15 protein-coding genes are annotated in these 20,756 nt (G+C 36.4%); 2 read left to right on the plus strand and 13 right to left on the minus strand.

Annotation, left to right across the window (positions count from 1 at the left end; genetic code table 11):
- Positions 1 to 3: 3 nt before the first annotated feature.
- The 7 genes from trpD to CUN60_RS08730 form a co-directional block, all read right to left on the minus strand.
- Positions 4 to 1,689, minus strand: coding sequence for an anthranilate phosphoribosyltransferase (gene trpD / locus CUN60_RS08700; protein WP_102951664.1), 1,686 nt, complete (start codon positions 1,687 to 1,689; stop codon positions 4 to 6).
- Positions 1,673 to 2,257: an anthranilate synthase component II gene (locus CUN60_RS08705; protein ID WP_102951665.1), complete on the minus strand. Its 585-nt coding sequence runs from the start codon at positions 2,255 to 2,257 to the stop codon at positions 1,673 to 1,675. The genes trpD and CUN60_RS08705 overlap by 17 nt, the downstream gene beginning before the upstream one ends.
- Positions 2,254 to 3,606, minus strand: coding sequence for an anthranilate synthase component I family protein (locus CUN60_RS08710; RefSeq protein WP_102951666.1), 1,353 nt, complete (start codon positions 3,604 to 3,606; stop codon positions 2,254 to 2,256). The genes CUN60_RS08705 and CUN60_RS08710 overlap by 4 nt, the downstream gene beginning before the upstream one ends.
- Before the next feature lie 607 nt (positions 3,607 to 4,213).
- On the minus strand, positions 4,214 to 4,789 hold the full coding sequence (gene efp / locus CUN60_RS08715; protein ID WP_102951667.1) for an elongation factor P: 576 nt from the start codon (positions 4,787 to 4,789) through the stop codon (positions 4,214 to 4,216).
- Positions 4,790 to 5,086: 297 nt separating this feature from the next.
- Positions 5,087 to 7,186, minus strand: coding sequence for an Lcl C-terminal domain-containing protein (locus tag CUN60_RS08720; protein WP_102951668.1), 2,100 nt, complete (start codon positions 7,184 to 7,186; stop codon positions 5,087 to 5,089).
- Positions 7,187 to 7,600: 414 nt separating this feature from the next.
- Complete coding sequence (locus CUN60_RS08725; protein WP_102951669.1) at positions 7,601 to 9,073, minus strand: ankyrin repeat domain-containing protein; 1,473 nt, start codon at positions 9,071 to 9,073, stop codon at positions 7,601 to 7,603.
- A 129-nt stretch (positions 9,074 to 9,202) separates the two neighbouring features.
- On the minus strand, positions 9,203 to 9,712 hold the full coding sequence (locus CUN60_RS08730; RefSeq protein ID WP_102951670.1) for an OmpA family protein: 510 nt from the start codon (positions 9,710 to 9,712) through the stop codon (positions 9,203 to 9,205).
- A gap of 126 nt (positions 9,713 to 9,838) precedes the next feature.
- On the opposite strand from CUN60_RS08730, the gene CUN60_RS08735 reads away from it, so the two are divergent.
- Positions 9,839 to 10,969, plus strand: coding sequence for a tyrosine-type recombinase/integrase (locus CUN60_RS08735; RefSeq protein ID WP_158649364.1), 1,131 nt, complete (start codon positions 9,839 to 9,841; stop codon positions 10,967 to 10,969).
- A 71-nt stretch (positions 10,970 to 11,040) separates the two neighbouring features.
- Here CUN60_RS08735 and CUN60_RS08740 read toward each other — a convergent pair whose 3' ends face one another.
- From CUN60_RS08740 to CUN60_RS08755, 4 genes are all read right to left on the minus strand, one after another.
- Positions 11,041 to 11,946: a LysR family transcriptional regulator gene (locus tag CUN60_RS08740; protein WP_102951672.1), complete on the minus strand. Its 906-nt coding sequence runs from the start codon at positions 11,944 to 11,946 to the stop codon at positions 11,041 to 11,043.
- Between the two features lie 152 nt (positions 11,947 to 12,098).
- On the minus strand, positions 12,099 to 13,826 hold the full coding sequence (locus tag CUN60_RS08745; RefSeq protein WP_102951673.1) for a chitinase: 1,728 nt from the start codon (positions 13,824 to 13,826) through the stop codon (positions 12,099 to 12,101).
- Positions 13,827 to 14,014: 188 nt separating this feature from the next.
- Positions 14,015 to 14,710, minus strand: a complete 696-nt coding sequence (locus tag CUN60_RS08750; protein WP_102951674.1) for a class I SAM-dependent methyltransferase — start codon at positions 14,708 to 14,710, stop codon at positions 14,015 to 14,017.
- Positions 14,711 to 14,761: 51 nt separating this feature from the next.
- Entirely contained in the window at positions 14,762 to 15,205 is a 444-nt protein-coding gene (locus tag CUN60_RS08755; protein ID WP_102951675.1) for an SRPBCC family protein, read from the minus strand.
- A gap of 226 nt (positions 15,206 to 15,431) precedes the next feature.
- On the opposite strand from CUN60_RS08755, the gene CUN60_RS08760 reads away from it, so the two are divergent.
- Positions 15,432 to 17,120, plus strand: coding sequence for an alpha/beta hydrolase family protein (locus CUN60_RS08760; RefSeq protein ID WP_158649365.1), 1,689 nt, complete (start codon positions 15,432 to 15,434; stop codon positions 17,118 to 17,120).
- Here the strand turns inward: CUN60_RS08760 and CUN60_RS08765 are convergent.
- Positions 17,107 to 18,177: an aromatic ring-hydroxylating oxygenase subunit alpha gene (locus CUN60_RS08765; protein ID WP_102951677.1), complete on the minus strand. Its 1,071-nt coding sequence runs from the start codon at positions 18,175 to 18,177 to the stop codon at positions 17,107 to 17,109. The two genes, CUN60_RS08760 and CUN60_RS08765, sit on opposite strands and share 14 nt — an antisense overlap.
- A 258-nt stretch (positions 18,178 to 18,435) precedes the next feature.
- Complete coding sequence (locus CUN60_RS13095) at positions 18,436 to 20,484, minus strand: hypothetical protein (protein ID WP_102951678.1); 2,049 nt, start codon at positions 20,482 to 20,484, stop codon at positions 18,436 to 18,438.
- Positions 20,485 to 20,756: the final 272 nt, after the last annotated feature.

Below are 20,756 nucleotides of genomic sequence, written 5' to 3' on the forward strand. Positions count from 1 at the left end.
ATTTTAATCTTCAAAAAATTCAGCGGGATTAACCAATCTCGACAACGCTTCACCAACTAGCACACCATCATAACCAAGATTAATCGCAGCTAAAGCTTGTTCTCTGGTTTTAAGTCCAGACTCAGCTACTTTCACCTTACCTGCCGGGATTAGCTCAATTAACTCAGCAAATTTATCCGCATGCATACTAAAATCATTCAAATCACGTTGATTTACCCCGACTACATCCGCATCAGCCTGTAGTGCAATTTCAAGTTCGCTGGCATCATGCACTTCAACCAGTACTTCTAGCCCGAAACTATGCGCAATCCTTGCCATTTCGATAGTGTTTTCTTTTAGTACGTGCACGATCAGCAAAATCACATCAGCGCCAGCCTCGGCAGCTTCGGCAATTTGCGGCGGTGTCAGCATAAAATCTTTACATAATATCGGTACCGGAGTATCTTTTAGCCCAGCAACTACATTACGTAAATCATCCATCGTCCCATTAAAGCCAGCATCAGTTAATACCGAAATCGCCGCGGCCCCGATTGATACATAATGTTTTGCTCGCTCGACTGGATCACCGATATCGGCAATATGCCCAGCTGACGGCGAAGCACGCTTGATTTCACTAATTACCGCAAATGGTTTAGCCAATAATGCCGCTTTCATACTTTTACGTTTTTGTGGGGCTTGATATTTACGTGCAACGATTTGCTGTAATTTATTTAGCTTAATAATATCGCCTTCTTTTATTCTTGCTGCTGCTATTTTTACGCCTTCGGCGATAGAAGCAGCCTTACCATAAACAAATAAAGCAGCAGCAGCATTTAGTACCAGACTATCAGTAACCCCTGTTCTTTCACCATTTAGAGTACGAATCAGCATCTGAGCATTGTACATGCGTTCACCACCAGCAAGATCCGCCAAACTTGCTTTAGCCAAGCCAAGCTCTTCTGGATTAATCGTAAAGTCAGAAACTCCATCGCGGGTAACCAATTTAGCATTGATAGTACCGAGTGTACTTAATTCATCTAAGCCATTAGCATGAAATACCAGCGATTTTGTCGTACCAAGTTTATGTAAAACTTCAGCAATTATTGCAACATACTTCTGGCTATAGACGCCAAGTATTAGGTGCTCACGCCCAGCCGGATTTAATAACGGTCCAAGCAGATTAAACAACGTCGGCATAGCCAATTTTTTCCGCACTGGCGATAAATTACGTAATACCGGATAATGATTGGGGGCAAAACAGAATAAAAAATTACGGTTGGCTAATTCTTCAGAAAATTTATCTTCTGGCAAATTCAGGTTATAACCAAGCTCGCTTAATACATCCGCCGAGCCGCATTTGGAGGACATAGCCCGATTTCCATGCTTAATAACTGGAATACCGCAAGCAGCCGTAAGTAGTGAACCACCGGTAGAGATATTTAACGTCCCAGCGCGATCACCACCAGTTCCAACTATATCTACAAAGCGATCCAATAATTTTATTTTACGTCCAGTTTCACTAATCGCCTGATGAAAACCCAGTAATTCAGTCGCGGTTTCGCCTTTGGCACTAAGTAAGCTTAATAATGCTCCAGCTTCAACCTGTTCAACATTATCAGATAACAATACTCTACCCGCCTTATAACTTTCATCAAAAGTAAGATTCTCACCAGTAGTTAGTTTTATTAGGTATTTATTTAACTTTAGCATTACATATTTCCACAAAATTATTGATTATTTGCTGACCTTCTGGCGTAAGTATTGATTCTGGATGAAATTGCACCCCATATATCGGATATTCGCGATGACTAAGCGCCATAATATTTCCATCAACATCTTCAGCTTCAACGGACAACACATTTGGTAAGTCATTCTTTTTGACAACTAATGAATGATAGCGTGCAGCCTGAAATGGTAAATGAACACGAGAAAATAATTTATTCCGATTATGAAAAATCAAGCTTGATTTACCATGCATAACCTTATCAGCAAGATCAACCGTCCCACCAAATGCAGCACCGATTGCCTGATGTCCAAGACATACACCAAATATGGGAATTTTATGCCCAAGTTTTTGAATTACTTCAATACAGATTCCAGCATCAGTCGGATGTCCTGGACCAGGAGATAAGACGATCCCCTGCAAATTCTTTAACTCTTCAATCTCTTTGATACTGATTGCATCATTTCTGACAACTTTAACATCTGCTCCAGCAATAACAAAACCCTGATAGAGATTATAAGTAAAACTGTCATAATTATCGATTAGTAATATCATAGCGTACCTTTCAGGGCTAATTCTATACTTGCCATTGCACCGCGTGCTTTAAGATAGGTTTCTTCAACTTCTTTTTCTGGGACTGAATCATAAACAATTCCAGCACCAGTTCTTACTTCAACTGTTGAACCATGTTTAAAAATCGTCCGAATCGTAATCGCACTAGTCAGATTACCTGATTCATCAACTATCATAACTGCGCCACCATATGCACCACGTCTAGTTGCCTCAAGCTCATCAATAATTTCCATTGCCCGGATTTTTGGTGCGCCAGATAAAGTACCTGCTGGCAACACAGATTTTAAAACATCAAACGAGTTATATTTCGAATCCATTTGTCCAACTACATGCGAAACAATATGACTTACATGCGAGTAGGTTTTTACATTTTTAAATTTAGTAACACTTACCGTACCTGGTTTTGCCATTGCTCCAACATCATTACGGGCTAAATCTACCAACATAATATGCTCTGAAGTTTCCTTCGGGTCATTGAGTAGTTTATTAATATCATCACCTTTTTTACAGGTACCCGCAATTGGCACCGTTTCAATTACACCATCTTTTACCCCAACCAGCAACTCAGGAGAAGCACCAATTATTGAAAAATCAGCTTCTTCAAATAAAAATAAATATGGCGTTGGATTAAGTTTACGTAATGCGCGATATAAGGCAAATGAACTGATATTTATATCAGCACTAAATGTCCGTGATAATACCACCTGAAAAATATCGCCCTGGCGGATATATTCTTTTGCTCGTTTTACCTTATCAGCAAATTCGCTATCACTAACATCTGGCTCTAAAGCAATCATTTTTTGCGGATGTGTAACTGGTAAACCATTTATCGAGAAAAGTTTTTGTACTACTTGATTTAGTTCTTCTTCGCTTCCTTCATGTTTGATTACCAATTTTTGGGCTTGATGATCAAAGCTAATCACAGTTTTATAGATTCTAAAGAAGAAATCTGGGACGGCTTTGGGAGGGTGTCGATCTGGTAATTTTTCTTTTACTCTTACTCCATCATAAGTAACAAAACCGAAAGACTTACGCCCAACTGTAAATTCAGGCAATAGTAAATATGGGTCGATTGAATGATTTACTATGTTACCAGCAAAATCAATATGCACGTCCGTACCTCTAGCACTAAACGTAGCTAGTGGGTTAATACCGATGAATGATGCCTTACCATAGCCTTCATCATAAGCCGACTCCATCATGGTACTACCAGCACCACCAACTGCAGCATAAGCCAGAATTGGCGTCATGGTATCGTAATCAAGTTCTCTGGTTAAAAATTGCCGATTACTAAAGGCAGCATCCAGATTTTTATCATTAAATAAACTCATATTATGTCCTATTGGGGCTTTATTTTATAACTGCATTATTATAGCGTAATTATAGTACTTTTACTTTTATTGATTTGTCAATAAAAGTCATCTCAACACGCCAATTTTGTAATGACGTAATGATACATCATTACAAAATATTTGTCAAGAGAATATCAAATATAATTATTTTGAAACTGTAATTAAGTTTCCAACCAAAAGGCAACAGCCTGTTACCTAGTGTTAAAATTTGAATCGATGTAGAGCTAATGATTAAGTGGTATATGTTATGGGATAAGCGCTATAAAAAACCTTAGATGGAATTCAAATTAGAATAGAATATTATTACACTTAAAGAGTATTAATGCAATCCAAGAATATTTCTTAGTGCACCCTAGAGAAAAGAGCTTTTTGAAAGCAGATTGAGCTGTTTGGAAATAAAACATCTTAGCTCGGTATCAGGGGTTAAAATTAGACCAATCAACCAGCTTGGTCAGTTAAGCACAAAAAAGAATGAATTATATGTAAACAGTATTGATTTCCCCCTTCCCCATGCACATGCCATAAATACCACTCAATAGAAGATATTCATCAAATAGAAGACTTATGACATGTACCGGAGTATTAATTATTTTCCTTCTTTATAGCGTTCTGAATATTCTCTAGTAGCAGTTTTTATAACAATTTTTTCACCAACATTAACAAAAGAAGGCACGACCACACGAATACCATTATCAAGGATTGCAGGCTTATCCATTGCAGTAGCTGTAGCTCCTTTGATTTGAGGGTCGGTTTCTACAACAGTACAAATAACAGTTGTAGGGAATTCAACTGCAAGAACGCTTCCATCAACTAGCTTAAGGCGAACATTTATACCATCAGATAAGAAAGCAACATCATCGCCGATTGTTTCCGCACTAACCGTAATTTGACTATAATCTTCCATATTCATAAATACATAGTCTTCACCTTCTTTATACAAGAAAGTACACTCTAATTCTTCAGTTGATAGCCGTTCAATTGTATCAGTTGATCTAAATGCAGTTTGAGCTTTTGAACCAGTTTGAATGTTTCTCATCTCTGTTTGTATAAACGCACCACCACCAGTTCCTGATTTTACTGTACGCGTGCTTAATACAGCAAATTGACGACCTTCATATTGAATAATCCAACCTGGACGAAGATCAACTGCTTTTTCTTTCATACTTATTTCCTTTTATTATTGAATAATATTGTATTTAAAATTATAAAGACCGCTATTTTACCACATGCAGTTATACCACGGCTATCACATAGCATCCAACTTGGAAAATGCTAAAAACCTAAAACTAAATCTATATGCTGCTTATAAAGATTATATGGTTAATGTATCAATAGCGTTAGCTATATTAACAAGAAAGGAGTAAAACCTCCCTCAAGAAATGTCTGATAATTAAGAGATGATTATGAGAAATTGAAAAAAATTAGGCAACAGCGATTGTTGCCTAATTTTAAGGAAAATTTATTGTTGAACACAGATTAAATGTGTCTGATATTGAACCCCATAGGTAAGTTTATAATCCTGATCAACAAAGGTTTTGCTTGCCATAACCCAACGACTAACCTGACTACTTGAGTTAGCAAAGAAGGTTGCAAAATCAAAAGCCATACCCACATTTTTATTTACCAGCATTTTATAGGTGCTATCAGCAAAGTATCCATTATCACCGACACCTGCAGTACTAACTGAAGCCGGGAATGTCCAATCCATTGCGGTGTTATTCGTGTATCTATCCCATAGACCAGCAACATTTTTAGGCGTCCAGATGCCATCAAGATTTGCATATGACCAAGCTGATACCTTACCATTTGCATCACCTTTAACGCCATTTATTCCAAGCCAAAACATTTTATCCTGACGATAACCAAATTGATCAAGAATTAAGCCTGCTGGGTAAGAATCAGCAAATACACCATTTTCATTACTACTTAATGAACCATCATTACCAACCGTTGTATATTTGGTATTAACGGTAACTGGCCAATCGCTAGAACCATCTACACCGCACACACCATTGCTATTGCATGGATAGCGATTGCTAGATAATAATAAAGCCTTAAATTTAGCTTTCTTATTAATTAGGCTACCTGTAGCAGTTGCTTCCTGATTACAAATCGCATCGGCACCAGATGTCCCAGCAAATTTGGTATAGCCTTTTTCGGTAATGAAAACAACTTTATCAGATAATGCTGGTTTAGCTTTAGCCGCAGGCTTTATTACGGCACCACCTGAAACTGGCATAGCCCCAAGATAATCAGTAATCTTGTTAGTTCCCACTTGAGTATTATTAGCACCAGTTTCCAGATATGCCAGATTAATAACCCATGGATTAACGGTAGAATTTGCGGTTTGTCCATTCAGATTAGTTGTTGAGGTTGAATAAAAACTAGCTGGATCACGATATTCCGATACCGCAAAGCCCAGTGAATTAAGCCATCCAGTATTGTTATTGACATTATAGTTAGCTAAAGTACGTAACTCACGAATGCTTGGCATTCTCCAGTTATTTTTACCACATACTTTTTCAGTATTCATATTTTTAACACCGGTTAACATAGCATTTTCCCAACTCACGCCATATAAAAGTGGTGCCGGAGTTTTTAATGTTGCATAAGTATCTAGTACGAATTTGGATCTGGCAGTAGCATCAGCTAGCCAGATTAAGCCAGTTAATTTATCCTGAATACACATTCCGCTACCATCGGGATCAACAAAGCGTGTTGAAGGAATCACCTTACCTTTACGTAAATCACCATCTGAACCTTTAGGTGAGGTATAATCTCCACCACATATTGCCGGGTTAAGCGGTTTCAGAATCCTAGTTTGCCCGGTTTGCGGTACTTGATATGGAGCATTAGCATCCGCAGTACGTACAGGCATAGTTGCTTGGATATAAGCTGCATCGTGTGCTGAATATGGTTTACCAGTAATAATTTTAGCTACCTTAGATATAACACCGTTTTCAAGACTAATACCAAATGCTGAATCTTGTGGACAAGTATACATTAAGTTATCCGAAGTTGAAGAGTAGTATTTTTTTTCACGTTCAATATTTTGAAAGCCTTGCTCTTCAAGCCAGTCGGCATTACTTTTAACCCCATAATTAACTAGAGTTTCTAGCTCATTGACATTTGGCATGCGCCAGTCAGTATGACCACACAGGCTATAGTTAGCCGCGTTTTTATCAGTATTCATTCCATCGATGGCAACTAGACTGTCACCCCATGAATCGCGCGCCATTAAGCTACCATTTTTCGGCCACATAAAGCCGGTCGTTTTATCAATAATACAATCAGCTTCTGCGCCAGTTCCACTTACGAAGCGCTGACCATCAATTTCCCCGCCGGGCTGTAATTCACCATCATCACGTGGTGCATAGACTGCTTTTTGCCCGGTAGCCATTACTTTAATACTACCTTTGCTATTTACTACAACTGCTTTGCTACTCGTATCATTACTTGCACCATTTAGACTTGGTGTAGAACCAGACGTTCCACTATTACACGCGGCTAAACCACTGACAGATAAAATTAGAGTTAGCTTTTTTAATTGAATTCGCATTTAGATCTCCTTAGTTTTATTAATGCATATTATGCAATAGATGAGTATTCTCATTAATTTTTTGCTATTTACGACCTATTACATAGTCTACTGTTTTATAGAATTAAATAGTTAAAAAATAATTGAAATTTCGATTGCGTTGCGGATTATACTTTGCCGAAGAGTCATTTGAAAATAGAAAAAAATCGATAACATTTATCTAAAAAACAAATATATTAAGAAAACATCATGAGCTTATGCGTTAGAGACTATGATTCAATGATCAATAGTATTATTAATAATAGACAACAAGGAGAGTGGAATAACTATGAGAGCAGTAATAATATTGTGGGGCAAAGTTTTAATAAATTTTTCGACTATTGCCCCACTAGTGTTAGATAAAGTCCATTGAATTCTTGATTGTTCAAAAAATATTTATACAGACTGACTTAATAATGTAACTATTTCAGCATGCCCATTTTTCTTTGCACTATCAAGAGCTGTCTCACCTTTATCATTTTTATAGTTGCTATCAGCATTTGCAGCCAAAAGTAATTTTACGAGCGGAGTAAAACCAGCTGAAGCAGCAATTCTTAAAGGAGTCCAACCACTGACACTTACACAATTAACTTCTGCACCATTTTCAAGAAGGTACTCAACTATTCGTGCCTTATTTTGCCTAACAGCAACCATTAAAGGAGTCCAGCCATAATTATCCTTGCTATTTATATCGATCCCACTATTAAGTAGATTCTTAACTGTTCCAAGACTATTTATATCAATGGCTTCAAACAATGTATCAATAGCATTAACACTTTCATCCAAAATAGCTTTATCTTTGGTAGTATCAGAAACAGGAGACTCTATGGCTATGGTAGCCGCTTTCTCTTCTAGGGTACTAAAATCAGATTTATCATTAGTCACATCATCAGAAAAGCCACTATCATTTATTTCTGGGAAATTAACCGTAATATCATTGTCTTTATTAAGGTATTCTTTGTCCGTATTCCCTATGGTTTTAAGGTATTCGGAAATTTCATCGTGCCCTTCTATTTTTGCTATTTGTAAGGCTGTTTCACCATATTTATTTGGTAAGGAAATGCTCGCGCCATGATTAATTAGATAATTAATAACATTAATATCATGACCGCGTTTTACCGCTTTCATTAATGCAGTTTCACCATACTTATCCTGAGCATCAATTTTAGCCCCCATTTCAATCAAATAACGCATAACCTCAAGCTGCGCATTGGTTGCTGCCTCCATTAATGCAGTAGCCCCACCATTAGTTTGGTATTCAATTTGCGCGCCATTTTCAACAAGGTATTGAACAGCTTCGATTCGCCCATACCATGCTGCAAACATCAATGCGGTATAACCATATTTATTGGCTAGGTCAATTTCTGCACCATTTGCAATCAAGACTTGCAGGCAATCTGGCTGCTTATTTTTAACAGAGAGCATTAAAGGGCTTCTATTATCAGAGTTTATAGCGTTAACTGTAGCCCCAAGTCCGATCATTTTGGTTAATTTATTCGCATCATTTTCTTTTATCGCAGCAAATAGCTCTTTAGTTAATTTTTCTGGAGTTGGTGCAGGTTTTATCTTATCAACCTTCTTGGGAGCTGTTCCATATTGGGCAATGACTTCAAGAACTCGCTTATGCCCAAAGAGTTCTGCAAGTTGTTTAGAACTAAATACTTTAGAATTATGTTCTTCTAATGTAGCTCCAGCTTGTAACAAAATTTCTACAGCACTTGCATGACCAAACGTTGATGCCTGCATTAATGCAGTAAGCTGATTATCATTGGCTTCATTGACATCTATATCTACATCATTAATTAGTTCAACTAAATCAATTAACCTATTTTCCCCAGCAGCCTTAATTAACTTGTCAATTTTCTTCATGTTTATCCCACTAAATGTTTATTTGATAAATTATAACTGATTTATTTAATCAAGATTAAAGTTTTCTCTCAACTAGAATAAAAAAATCTGCTTAAAGTTAAGCAGATTTTTACTATACAAAGAAAACGGTTAGAACATTGTATCAGCATCAATTACAGGTACTTTATTAACCTTATAGCCAAAAGGAGGTTTTGTCTGGTACAAAATATCAACCCGCTGATCTTTAAGAAGTACTTCTTTATCCGGATGATGATATTGAAGCTCATCTTTTCCATTAGAAATAACTGAAATTTGATTAGCGTTAACACCCAATCTCATTAATACAACTTTTACATTTTCAGCACGCTCTAATCCAAGCTTTTTATTGTATCCTTCTTTACCTGGCTCGGAACTATTTCCGGCTAAAAGTATCACCGCATTGCGATATAATCTCAAATAACTAGCATTTACTTTTAATAATTTAACATAGTCAGTAGAAATATCTGCACTATTTTCAGCAAAAAAAACACTGTTTGTCATCAAATTTTTACCAACTGGCTGATATTTACCTGTATTTACCTCACTAGCAGGTACAAAATTATTATTGGCACAAGAAACCATCATTCCAGCACCAGCAATTAAAAGTAATAATTTTCGCATAGACCTCTCCTTTATAAATTCAAAGTTTATTTTACTATAAAAACACTAATTATATTGTAGTTAATTGAAAAAGTCCGCCAATAAACTCCAAATATCTGAGGCAATGATGTTAAAATTGTAGGAATTTTGCATTTTTTAAAAATCATGATGAAAAACCAAATTATAATTCAGGATATAGTAAACCAGATTGATGCACCACTTGAACAAGCAAAGAGCATCAATGCTAATAATGATATAGAGGCCATCAAAACCTGGCTGCTAGAATTTAAAAATAGCCCCAATACATTTACCTCCTACCGACAAACCGCGGAAAGATTTATCATGTGGCTAATGCAATCAGGACTAAATCTCAAGCAAGTTGCACGCGAAACGATACAGGAATATCAAGATTTTTTACAAATGCCAATCCCCACAGATTTCTGGTGTGGTCCAGCAAAACCAAGAACTAGTAATGAGTGGAAACCTTTTGTCAAAGGACTTTCCGCTTCAAGCATAAAACTGAACCTACAAATTTTAGGTAGTTTATATCAGTATCTTATTGATGCAGGTTATCTTAACCGCAATCCATTTCGCTTAATTAGAAGTAAAATTAAAACTAATCAAGCGGTAGAGCGATTTTTAACCCACCGTGAATGGCAGTATTTACAAGAATATATAGAACAAATGCCAAGAACTACGCCTAAAGAAATTTTTGAACATGAGCGCACACGTTGGATATTTAATCTACTTTATTTAACTGGATGCAGAAGAAGTGAAGTAATAAACGCAACTATGGCTGATTTTATTAATAAACGCAATCAATGGTGGCTAAAAGTAATTGGCAAAGGAAATAAATATGGTGAAATTCCGGTTACAAATGAATTATTATCGGCATTGATTCGCTATCGTAAGGCAATGAAGCTAAGTGACTACCCATCTCCACTAGAAACTACGCTACCGTTAATTTTTAGTAAATATGGTAACCAGAAGCCAATTTCAGATTCTATGCTATATAAGATTATAAAAGCAATCTGCAATGAGCTAGCAGCTATTCTTCAGCTCACTGATCCAGCAAGTAGTTATGTAATTGCAAGAGTATCAACACACTGGCTACGACATACATCAGCGACACATCAAGTTGATGCAGGAATTGATATCCGTGTCGTAAAGGAAAATTTACGCCACAGTATGCTTGAAACTACTATGAAGTATCAACATACGGAGGCTGATTCCCGTTATGATGAAACCATCAGCAAATTTGGGAACAAGTCAAAGTAAATAGAATAAATTTTTGATAAACAACCTTACTACATAATAGCACATAAAAAAACTGATTGAGTTTCAGATTATTAAAAATTATCACATTCCAATTTAAAGCAGCTTTCAATAAATCTAGCAAAAATTTGAACTTTAAGACTATCTTCATTAGGATGACGAATCTGATAATATCTGGTTGCTGCAAAGCTATACTCTGGTAACACATGTAGTAATTTACCTGAGTTAAGCTCATCCTGTACCAGAAAAAGAAATCCTCCACCAATAATCTCATTCGAATAAACAATATCTTTAGTTACTATACTATTGTTACTTGCAATCGTATCAGGTAAGGTTACAATAGTCGTAGCCCCTGACTTTAGATTAGTCACGGGAATTTGCTGTAATATCGAAAAATCACTCGCAGCAGTCATAACCTTATGCTGTATCAAACCCTCAAGGTCTTTGGGAGCACCATATTTAGCTACATATTGAGGAGTACAAAATAGGATGAAATGCGACTCAAAAAGAAACTTTACTTTAAGATTTTGTTGCTCGGGAATTTGTGACATTATTGCATAATCAATCCCATGTTTGATTAATTCTTGCATTTTATTTTCAAAAAACAAATGTAGTTTAATCTCGGGATATTTTGCCATAAACTCCATCAATCGTGGCATGATGTAGGATTGAGAAAATGCAGGCGGAAGAACAACCCTTAATGCGCCACTAGGTATTTCTTTAATCTCAAGGGTATCATCTACCAGCTTTTTAATTGATTGCTCGCTATGCTTTAGTTTATCATAAAGTTTGCGACCAAAATCAGTCAACTCTATCGATTTGGTATTCCGGCGTAAAAGCGTTACTCCTAGGTCGCCCTCTAGTTTTTTAATCCGGTTACTGATTGTTGACTGACCTATCCCCAGATTTCTGGCGGTATGCAAAAAATTGCCAATTTCTGCTACTTTGATAAAAAGAAACAAATCATCATATGACCACATATTCTTTTCCACCCCTGATTGAATTACATCAGATTATATCTGAAAATCATTCTCATCATAGCAGAAAATATCTAGATAAAAAAACCGCCTACTTAGAGAGGGAGTCTAGAGCAGGCGGTTTCGAGGGAAAAACAGATTAAAGTTTAGGGAAATTATTCTTCATCAGATGGATAGGTATAACATTGATTTTCTCCTGGTTTTGATGATGGATGAATTACAACTGTTACATTTTCAGTTAAATCAAATGGATAGCAAGTGTATGTATGGACTATATCAGAGCCTTGTTCCCATGTTGGCGAATAACTAATCACTACACTACGATTGTTATATTTTACTAATTTATCAACATCCCATGGCGTTACATCTGGAAAAATAGCGCTAGCATTTTCTTTAACATATGCCAGATCAAAACCTTCATCTCTACCACGCAAATCACGAATATGCAATTTATCAATTCCCATTTGCATACTATCATTTATAACAGTTATCTTGTAACCATCATAGTCCGTCTTCGCCGGAGTTGGTGGTGGTGTTGGTTTATCTTCAGGACTTGGAGTTGGTGCAGCATTACACATAATATCGCGATAACCTGAACCGCCAAATATAGGATTACCCGAATCCCATTTCACTAGTTTACAACTGCTATCAAAATAATAATAACGCTGTGATGCAGCATAGATTGAAGCATCAGCATAATCTACATTGTCACAATTTGTAGCAGTTTCTTCTGCTGCTGTTAAGCTAAAACCACTAGTAAATAATCTACCGCTTTCAGAAAAATAGCGGAAAGCCCTAATTCTAGTTTGGGTATTTTCATGGTTTTGTCCTTTACATTCTGGACCACCATTTACCAAAGCAACAGTAAATGGAAATCCCATTTTGGCATAAGTAGCAGCATTACCCTGTGCATATTTTTTAAAGCTACCATCCATAACTTCAGCTATCGATGGGCGACCATTTTTAGGTTGGATGGCATAAACAATTGAGCTTAAATAAGGAAGAATATTATCTCCTTGAACTAAGTCTGGGTTTTCAAGCAAAAGTAGATTACCATATATCATCAAAGATAAATTAGCATAATTACTTGGGTAGCTTAGCTGTTTAGCGCCTCGTCCATAGTAGTAATTATTTTGAATCTGTGCATAATGTGCACCATTTGTCGCAAATGGACCTGTAGCATCAAAATAACGCTCGACTGCACCTCGTGCTTCAGGGGTTGCATTAGCTTCTGCAACACTCGCAAACGTACGAGCAATTTTATCATTTATATTGGTTAAGCCAATCGAACTCATATCGGCAGTTTCCTGAACTGCATGCGCGAAAGTTGTTGCCAGCATCCGTTTACAAATATTATCAGGATTAGCCATCTCAGCTGTTTTGTCACCGGGATAATCACTAAAATCACCACAATAAGCAGGCACAACGGCAGCCGCACGAAGAAAATTAGTATATGAGTAAGTTTGCGCCGGATAAAACCCATTAACTTTATTCTGACTAATAAGGAGTGGAAAAGTTCGCTCAAAATTGTCTTTTGGCATTAAACGTTCAATCCGTTTAACATTATCTGGATTATTATTTGAGCCAGGATATACATTATCGATATTGATTTTCGCCGCTTTTACATAATAGCCAACCTCTTTAAGGCGTTGCTTATCAGCTGTAGTCAAGGTGCTAATCTGATCTTGCCAATCTTTCTGCCAGTCTTGCGGATTTAAGTCAGTAACATCAATCGTTGTATCAATAGCATTTTTAGATGACAATTTCTCCAAGGCATTTGATTCTGTAGTTACGCCAGTCGATTGGGTTGAATTACCAGTATTATTGCAGGCACTAAGAGCAATACCACCAAGTAGAGATAAAGTAATTAATTTTAGTTTCATTATGACCCCTCTATAATATCACGATGAAACTATTAACAAAATAACTCAAGAACCTTAAAATATTTTGTCAATATTTCATCAAACTGGCGACATTATAAGAGGAAGGCAGCCATCTAGTAAATAGCGATTTTATGATAACTAGTTATTCGATTTTAGATAACTGAATTAGATAAAAGTAAAAGCAGAAACTATGCCTTTACTCCGTACCAGCCACTAATCATAAAGGATTGAAAGAAACGAACTGGTAACTGAATGCCGCTTTGCCTTAGCATCTGCTCCACTTCTACCGGAGGAAGCACAGTGAGCATCTCGCGTAATACGCGTGACAGATTTGCAATCGACTCTGGAGTAGCCCCCATTAATGATTGGATTGATTCCCAATTCTTTAACATTAAGGGAAGCTCTTGTGCGTCCAGATCATAACTGATTTCGGCATCAATCAAAATACCCTTTGGGTATAAACGATTAGACATTGCCCGATAAAATTCCAGCCGTTCTTCTCGTTTTACAAAGTGAGCAACAAGAATGCTCAAAGCTATATCAAAATTTTCGCCTTGCGGTACATCATGAACATAACCGTGAATCAGTTCGCAGCGAGGCAGCACCCCAGCAGCCTCTAGTCTTTCTCGGCAGACCTCAAGCATTCCAATTGCTGGGTCAACCCCAACAAATGTCCACTCGGGAAATGCCATTGAAAGTGATAGTATCTCCGCACCAGTGCCAACACCCACACAAAGCACACGAGCAGCAACGGGTGCATCTTTTAAAATGAGTCGAATCAGAAAGTGCATATTCTCCGCAATCGGCATTAATTGCTGATTTTTCTCATCATAAGCTTTTGCGGCATCTGTAAAATGATTAATTATTGTAGGTTCTGTTTTCATTAATATCCTCTGGGATTAAATCAAATATCCAAACGCAGTCTAGAAATTAATCTAATTCGGAATATTCGGCTCAACCAGATTTGCTAATTGTAGAAGAGACTCCTGCCAGCCGAGATAACACATTTCAACGGGAATAAGATCTGGAATACCAGACTGTTCAATATTGATTTCTGTGCCACAACTTACTTTCTTTAGCTCAATTACAACAACAATTTCCCCAGATAGATTTGGATCATCAAATTTATCTGTATAAGATATACGTTCAAATGGAAGTAACTCCAAATATTCACCACCAAATGAATGACTATGCCCAGTAGAAAAATTGATAAAAGACATTCTAAAAGTACCGCCAACCCTTGCATCAAGGTGCTCAGTTCGTGCAGTAAAACCATATGGTGGAATCCATTTTATCAAAGCATCAGGCTCTAGAAACGCCCGATATATTTTTTCTGGAGTAGTTTTTAATATCCGGTGTAATTTAACTGTATTTGGCATTAGAGATCTCCTTTTACATTATAAAAATTGTACTTTACAATAGTTATTGCTAGTACAAAATAATCACTATTATATCGAACTATTAAGAAATTATTAACGATTTTGCGCATATTTTTAACATTGAATTGATGAAAAACTATTTATCTATAGGAGTAATGGTTCCCAGATAAGACGATATAATAAGCAGATTTCTTGCTAAAATAGCGATCTTATAATCAGGATACAAATGATGTTTGAAACTAGTCGACTAGTACTGCGTCAGTGGCAAAATAGTAATGCATATCAAAGAATGATTTTTCTAACAAACGCTTTTTTGCTAGACACAATGAAAATTAATCGCAATAAGATACCGCCACTATTCAAAAAAATAATCGTCAAGCAACTTTTTCTCTGGCTGTTTTTATGTTTTTTTAATCAAGCTTTGGCAAATGACTTAAATATAACTATTAATGAAAAATTATACCCCCAGTTAGAAAGTATAATTCTCAATCGCCCAGCGGAATCAGTAATGTCAGTAGCTGCAATTTATTCAAACTATAAAAAAATAAGTTATCGTTGGATTGGGCAAAAAAATACCAGAAAAAATGTCAGCTTTATTGAAAGTAATCCATTATTTGCCAAGACCAATATTTTTAATGACTCTACTTTAAAAGCTGAATCTGACAAAAAAATTTTATTTAAACGGCTAAAATACACATCTCGCTATAATGGCAGTAATCACAAGCTATCTGGTTTAGTTCTTATGCCAATATCTAGCACACCAAAGGGCGTTATCTTATTTTTTCACTCAACAATAAATGGTAAATTAAATGTACCTTCAATGCGTTTTGCTGACTATAAATCCCAGATGCTGGCAGCTGTATTTGCAGCCAATGGCTATATTGTTATAGCCCCAGACTATATTGGCATGGGAACTGATTATAAAGTCGCCCACCCATACATCCTTTATCCTGAAATCAATGTCAGCGATGCAAAAAACATGCTCTTGGCAAGTATGTTATATCTTAGAAAAAACGGATTTATCCAAAAACAGCAAAAGTTTAATCTATATGCAAGCGGCTATTCTGAAGGAGCTTCGTACGCACTATGGTTTAGCCGTATTTATCAGGAACAGACAAAATTTAGACAAACTATAACTAATACAGGATTAAACTTAAGAACAACCGTACCGATTGATGGCGCATATAATCTGACAGGAGTAATGCTGCCGTTTTTATTAACCAGTCAGGTAAATGATATGGTTAATCGCTTTTCAATTATTACCCCTTGGTGGGGAACACTTTTAAAACCAAGTTTACTTGCTAATGTTATGCTAGCATACGCACATTATAATGATTACCCAATCGACAAACTGCTTAATTCAGAGTTTTATAACTTGCAATGCATCTGGCCATTTGCATATACCTGTAATAATGATGCAACACTTATTCACAATATAGAAACTTTTGTGCTTTCGCCACTTAAAAACTTCTCAATAACCCTAAGCTACTTCTTTGCTGCAATATTTAAATCTGATTTAGGGATAATATATTCTCCACTCTTCAATAGCATAGCACCATTAATTCCAAATGATATTATTCAGGACAAGAAATTCATGCAAACAATGGAAAAAGCTAATATTACAGAATGGAAAAGCCAACTACCTGTTACATTGTTATCCTTAACACGAGATTCTTTGGTGCCAGAGCAAAATAGCAGTGATACATATAATGGTATGCTTAAAGCTGGTTCGAAAGCTTTAAAATATATAAAATTTAATAATCAACTAATTACTGTTAATTCTTTATTTGGAACCAGTGTTGTTGACCATGTAAGCTTTGAATTATTCGCACTACTTATTGCATTAAAAGAGTTTGAAGAAGATAATAAAAAAGCAGCACCTACTGATGCTGCCACTAGAATTAAGCAGAGATAGTTTCCCGAACTAGAAACTTATGAAAATGCATAAGCCCTTCTTCGGTTGGTAGCTGATATGGACCGTATGATTCGTTACCGGCATTATAGAGGGTGCGTCTGCCCTCATGCATTCGGTAACAAATTTCATCATCCTCTTTTGCCGTTTCCAAGTATACTTGCTGTTGGAGTTCAACATATTCTTCATCAAAGCCAAGAATTTCATCTGGATAATAAAACTCGGTAATTACCCGACATTTTTCTGGTGCAGTAGGTACAGCAACTGAAATCACAATGGTTTTTGGATAGCATTCAATCATGATGTTAGGATAAAGTGTCATCCATACCGCACCAAAATCAGGATCTACTCCCACATGAGCTTCAAGCACCTTCTTATGCCAATCTTGATATAACTTGCTACCTGGCTTATTTAATGCATTTTTGGTAGGGACAACCTGAAAATGGTACCAGTCGCCAAACTGCCACTTAAGACCTTTACAATCAACAAAATTGCCGAGTCCAGGATGAAATGGGTCAACGTGATAGTCTTCAGCATAAACCTCAATAAAAGTCTTCCAGTTAAAGTCATAATCAGTAATAATTGTATTACTATACTGAAAGTTCTCAAAATTTATGTGATTAGCATACTGCCCAATGTTAGCTAAATCCTGATTTATATCCCGATCAGATTTGAAAAGTAATCCTTTCCATTCCTGTAATGGATCTATTTCCAGATTTTTGCAAGCGGGTAATTGATCAAACATCGGTGCACCAATTAATTGTCCATTTACTGGATTATAAGTCCAACGATGGAGATCACAAACAATATTATGGCTATTACCCTTGCCTTTTAGCATTATTGCTTGCCTATGCTTACAGATATTGTCAACTAATTGCAACTGATTATTTTTATTATATAAAAGTTTTGCATGATTAAGCCACTCGATTGAGTGATAATCATTTGGCATTGGACACATTAATTTATGCCCAAAATACTGGGGAGATTTTTTAAAAAGAGTTTCCTGCTCAAAGGAAAAGTACTCTTTATCAAAATAAGTAAATAGTTTAGGGAAGTTCATATGTAAAACCTTCTAATCCAAATTAAACCGTTAAATGTAATTTAATTTAACACCAGAGAAATTTCCATTTCTAAACCCTTAGGTTAAGGGGAGGATTTTACACCCATTTATAGGACGAAAGCCAATTTATTTTTTAGTAACTGCTCTAGTAACTGCTCGTACTATCTCGCAATAGCTGTATCGCAAGTCTCCTCATTTACTTCTCATAAAAAATAAGGTGCCGTTAACTACAGCACCTTATTACAAGCGAAATCAAATTTATTTCTGACAGCTATATTCCTGCCATGCGTCACCAGATGCCCAACCAGAGCCTGGAGCATAAACATCAGAAGAACTATTGCACCAGCCAGCAACTACATTAGAAATACATTTATAGAACTTTCCATTACTTGCTTTAACAATGGTGCCTCCTGTATAAGTATTACGCCCAGCAGGATATACGAGCGGATTTTCAGGGCAAACCGCAGGCGATGGCGTAGGTGTTGGAGTCGGAGTTACACCACCAATAGTAGTTTGTGTTATTGCACCAAAATTAATTCCTTGACTAGCAAGGTTATTAATTGCGTCATCCAAAAGATTAAAGAAATTAGTTTTTCCAGTTAGTGTTCCAATATCAAGGGCGCCAGAGATACTTAATTTATTTTTAGTAAGCGCAGTTTCAAAAGCGTGTTTACTCAGACTAGGACTAACGAACTCGTACTTACCAGCTTTATTAATATACGCAAGAGTACCAATTGCATTCTGGAATACATATTCTACATCCTGCAAACTTAGTCTAATATGATTCTCACCAGTAATCGCAGGTGAATCATATGTTTTCTGATTATAAATCTGATCCAAGTAGATACGGATTTGACGTGGATAAAGAATAAATGTGCCACCTACAGCTTCTTTAGTGCCAATTGCTTCTTGATATAGTGTATCAGATAAAGTATAGTCACCAATAGAATTAACTTGCGAAATCTCAGGACTAGTAGTATACATACCAGCACAAATACGGAAATAATCCTTAATGATTATAGAGTAGGTACCTGCATTGTATGCAGCATTAAGTATCATATCATAAATATTATATTTATTCTGGCTAGCTTTACTATTCTGAAGATTCGCCATACATTGTGAATAATACGCAGCTTGTGGCCCCCAGTCTTCTGCATTATTCATTTCAAGACGGTTCATATCATTCAAGTGAAAATAAGCAGCTGCCATTGGTCCAAAATATTTCTGATCTAGAGAGTCTGGTCCTTTACTTGCAGTTTGCTTGCCACTATCTTGATCTTCAACAGTATATCCAAGCCCCTTTTGTAGTGCAACAAAATTAACCAGACCAACACCTTTGCTATCTTCAAGACGCTTTGAATAATCATTAATCTGGTATGGACCACCCTGACCTGAATTTAATAATGAATTGCGCTCATTATCTACCGGATTAATCCAGTCAGAAGCACTTGAGTAATTCGAAGTATTAATATTTTCTTGTAATAGTTGTCCAAAAACTGTACCATAGATATAATCACGATTAAATTTAAGCTGTGGAAATTTTTGATGCATAAGATGCCCAAGCAATGCTCCAGCAACATAATTTGAAATTAATAAATCTGTATAATTAGCATTTACTTCAAGTTTTTCAACATTCCCCGAGTTATATGGTAAATTCAAATGAAAGTAAATCGTACCATTTGCTGTACTTGTCGGGGTAAAATAGATCGGAGTTGGTAAGCCGCTCACTGGCACAGGTGTAGGTGCCGGAGTTGGTGTAGGCACAGGCGTCGGGCTTGGGGTTGGACTAGGTGTAGGAGTCGGGGTGGGCGCAGGAGTACTACCATTTACCTTAAAAATAAATGAATTTGCAACCGGATCTGCATTCATACCAGGATTACCACCAAAGCTAACTGAGGCATTGCCATTTTTAGCAATTTGCACATCTGAATGAACCGTAACTGTAACCTTATTCGTAGCATAAGCAAAATCCAGAGCATTCTTGCTTGACCATGGTGAAATGGAATTCATGCTAAAACCACTACCATTTAATGCAGTTTTACTATTAGACAACTCAATTACGGTATTGTCAAGATTTACTGGTCCACTACAAGTATTTTTCATTTCTACACTTGCTGAAACCCACCACCTATTACCTTCAACTTTAGAGCTACTAACCTGCAAACAGTTAGAATCTGTAGCACCTAATTTTGCAGCTACCGAATTTGCCATATTAGCATTGTTACCTGTACCGCTATTACATGCAGTAAGCGCAATGCTACTACCAGCTAGAATTGCCAAATATAATTTATTGAGTTGAAAATTCATTTTATCCCCTTAATCAGATGATATGATGTTTATACCAAACGGTAATCTTACCGATAAAATTTCAACTTCAGATATATCTACTCTTAGCCCGAGCAAGGTACAGATCTCTGAAATTAAAACTTGCAGGGCTGAATTGTAACTTTTATCTATTTATCTTGCAATAGACAAAATTGTATAATCGTTATTCAAATTTGAATAAGCATCTTGTTTTTAATTTTAATCGAGAAGCTTAACTCTATTTTGTGCAGCGTAACAACGTAAATACCCGAGTT

The organism is Aquella oligotrophica, assembly GCF_002892535.1.
Lineage (GTDB): Bacteria > Pseudomonadota > Gammaproteobacteria > Burkholderiales > UBA11063 > Aquella > Aquella oligotrophica.